The following is a 3201-nucleotide window of genomic DNA, read 5'->3' as shown; positions in this document are numbered from 1 at the left end:
CAAACTTATTCGTGTTGTAAGAGGAGAGGTCTTTGATGTCGCAGTCGATATTCGACGAGGCTCTCCGACCTTTGGAAGATGGTACTCTGTTATTTTAAGTGAAGAGAACAAGAGAATGTTTTACATCCCCGAAGGCTTTGCGCACGGATTTTTGGTGTTGTCGGATGAGGTGGACTTTTTGTACAAATGCACCGATTATTATTATCCAGATGAAGATTGCGGAATAATATGGAATGATCCGGATATCGGGATAGATTGGCCGTTGAACGGAATCGAGCCTATTTTGTCGGAGAAAGACAAAAAAAGACCGGATTTTAAGCAGGTGGCAGGTGGGTTGTAGTACGTGGTTGCTAATGGAAATTTTGGAGCGAGAAATAAATAAAGAATTGAAAATTGAAAATGGCGTGTAGAAACTTTAAGAAAAACTGAAATAGATCATTTGCCACGCGCTACCCGCTACGTGCCACGAGCTCATGAGAATGATGCAAAATTTTGTGACATAAGAGAACATATGATATAATTCATTAAAATTCATAAACCGTTATTATCTTAATGAATAATTTTATAACCTTAGTATTCATTAACTAAACGTAAAGGATAAAATATGGATATTCAGGAAATAATAAATATTTTAGCAACTGGAGAAAATGAAAAAGTTGAATTTAAAGAAAAAGTGTCTGAACGCACTATAGAATCCCTTTGTGCCTTTGCTAATACGTTCGGCGGAACTATGATTATTGGTGTTTCTGACAAGGGAAAAATTAAAGGCGTTATTGATGCAAAAGATCAGATTCGAAAAATTTCTGACTATGCAAATTCTGTTGTCCCTCCTATTGCCATTGAAATTTCAGAATTTGAAATTGAAAAATTAACGATCATAATAGTAAAGGTTAGAAAATCAAATGCATTTCATTCTTTCAAAAATATTGTATATATGAGGGTTGGAAACAACAATCGGCCAATAAGTCCATTCGAACTTTTGTCACTTGCCAACGAAAGTTTACTGGTTCCTTTTGACTCGAGTGTTTCTAAACTCACCATTAAAGATGTAGATACAGAACGTCTAAAGTATTTTGAAAAGATGAGATTTGAAAGTAGAGGAATAGAACCAACTAAGAAAAGTGTTGATGAATTCTTTATTCAAGAAAATCTTTTGGATCCATTAACGAAAAGGTTAAAAGCGGTATCGGTGCTTTTTTTCGTCAAAAATCCACAAATTCATTATCCCAATTCTAAGGTTGAGATAATGGAGTTTAAAGATGAATCAATGAATCAAATATTAAATAGGGAAATCGTCTTAGGTACAATTCCTGAAATTGCGGAAAGGACTTTAGATATTCTTAAATCTAAAAATAAAACTATTGAAGTGCTTGTACCCGGAAAAATAAGAAGAATATCCGTTAAATCCTACCCTGATGGCGCTTTGAGAGAAGCCGTTTTGAACGCATTGATACATAGAAATTATTATGATCCTTCCTATATACAGATTTTTGTTTTCCCTAATCATATTTTGGTGAAAAATCCTGGGGCCTTTCCATACGGTGTGACTCCGGAAAAACCAATTCATAAGCCGAGAAATCCAGAGATTTCAAGATTGATGTTCGAGATGGGATATGTTGAGAAATATGGTTCAGGAATAAAAAGAATAAAGAGCGAAATAGAGAAGCATGGCTTTTCTTCCTTTGAGTACACAGAATATATTTCGTACACTGAGATTAAGATTTCTAAAAAATACGATCAATTGTTTGATGACACTGATAAAAGAATAATTGCGTTGCTTGATATTGAACACAGCAGTTCAGAAATAGCAAAAAAATTAAACATATCTATTCCGACGGTAGTCAAACATTTGAATAACCTTGTCAAAATTGGAATAGTTCAAAAAATCGGCACGGCAAAAAATACAAAATACAAAATCTAATCATTTGCCACTCGCTACATACCACAAGTCACGTGCTACGCGCCACAAACCGAATTGGAGGTTTTATGAATTTTCTTATTACAGGCTCTAACGGACAACTTGCAAAAGAAATTTTGAGGGAATTGGACAAAAGAGGAATTTCTTTCGACGCGTTCGATCATAAATCTTTGGACATAACAGATCTCAAATCCGTAAGAGATGCCATAAGGACAAAAAAGCCAGATGTTGTCATAAACTGCGCCGCGTACAATGCCGTCGACAAAGCGGAAGAGGACTGGCAGAACGCTTATCTTGTCAACGGAATTGGACCAAGGAATTTAGCGATCGCGTGTGAAGAAAACAATATAGCGCTTGTCCATTACAGCACAGACTATGTCTTTGATGGCCTCAAGAATGCTCCTTACACGATAGCGGACGATCCAAATCCCATAAATCAATACGGAAAGAGTAAATTATTGGGAGAAAGATTTGTTCAATCTCTGTCTCGACGGTATTTTTTGATTCGTGTAAGTTGGGTCTTTGGTAGAGGCAATGAGACGAATTTCGCAAAGAAGGTAATCGAGTGGTCATCAAAGAACGATGTCATAAAGGTTGTCGACGATCAGATATCGTCGCCCACGTACGCGATTGATCTTGCAAAAGCCACACTCGATTTAATTGACACAGGCGCTTATGGTCTTTACCACATTACAAGTCCTCAACCATGTTCAAGGTATGAATGGGCAAAGTACATACTTGAGTTGATCGGATGGAAAGGAACGTTAATACCTGTCAAAAGCGATGAATTCAAAACGCCGGCGAAGCGACCGGGATATTCTTTCATGGACAGTTTTCCTGTAATGGAGACGATAGGGTATAATTTAGCAGAGTGGAAAGACGAAACGAAAAGATTCATAAAAGAGATTGCGGGTAGCAGGTAGTATGTAGCGGGTAGAGACAAAATTGATTCACTACATACCACGTGTAGTTTACTACAAGACAATAGGAGGTTTTTATGATTTTACTCGTCACAGGAGGGGCTGGATTTATAGGAAGTAATTTTGTAAAGCACAGGCTTGCAAATACAAACGATAAGATAATAGTTCTCGACGCTTTAACCTACGCCGGTGTGCTCGATAACCTCAAAGAGTTTCTCGATGATTCTAATTTGTTAATTCCTACGTATCAGCATGATCTGAAATTGATCGAAAAGCGTATCGCGAAAAATGTATTTTCTCTTGAAAGTCTTAAAGATGAAACCGAATCAAAAAGGTTGTCTTTTAAATTCGAATGCTTTTCTC

Annotated in this window: 4 protein-coding genes; all 4 read left to right on the top strand. The window is 36.8% G+C overall.

Annotated features, from left to right (window positions below; genetic code table 11):
• Positions 1 to 340, top strand: a 340-nt coding sequence (gene rfbC / locus ACP5NR_RS08630; protein WP_428006345.1) for a dTDP-4-dehydrorhamnose 3,5-epimerase, incomplete at its 5' end; no start/stop codon positions are given.
• Between the two features lie 264 nt (positions 341 to 604).
• Entirely contained in the window at positions 605 to 1921 is a 1317-nt protein-coding gene (locus ACP5NR_RS08625; RefSeq protein ID WP_428006344.1) for an RNA-binding domain-containing protein, read from the top strand.
• Positions 1922 to 1986: 65 nt separating this feature from the next.
• Positions 1987 to 2841, top strand: a complete 855-nt coding sequence (gene rfbD, locus ACP5NR_RS08620; protein WP_428006343.1) for a dTDP-4-dehydrorhamnose reductase — start codon at positions 1987 to 1989, stop codon at positions 2839 to 2841.
• 74 nt (positions 2842 to 2915) lie between these two features.
• On the top strand, positions 2916 to 3201 hold a 286-nt coding region (locus tag ACP5NR_RS08615; RefSeq protein ID WP_428006342.1), incomplete at its 3' end, for an NAD-dependent epimerase/dehydratase family protein.

The organism is Athalassotoga sp. (assembly GCF_049965695.1).
Taxonomy (GTDB): domain Bacteria; phylum Thermotogota; class Thermotogae; order Mesoaciditogales; family Mesoaciditogaceae; genus Athalassotoga.
Note: the sequence above shows the minus strand (reverse complement) of the source record. Positions and strands in the feature narration are given on the sequence as shown.

Bases quoted from the DNA above. Each gene is read 5' to 3' on its own strand.
- ACP5NR_RS08625 (WP_428006344.1), top strand. From the start codon at position 605: ATGGATATTCAGGAAATAATAAATATTTTAGCAACTGGAGAAAATGAA.
- rfbD (WP_428006343.1), top strand. From the start codon at position 1,987: ATGAATTTTCTTATTACAGGCTCTAACGGACAACTTGCAAAAGAAATT.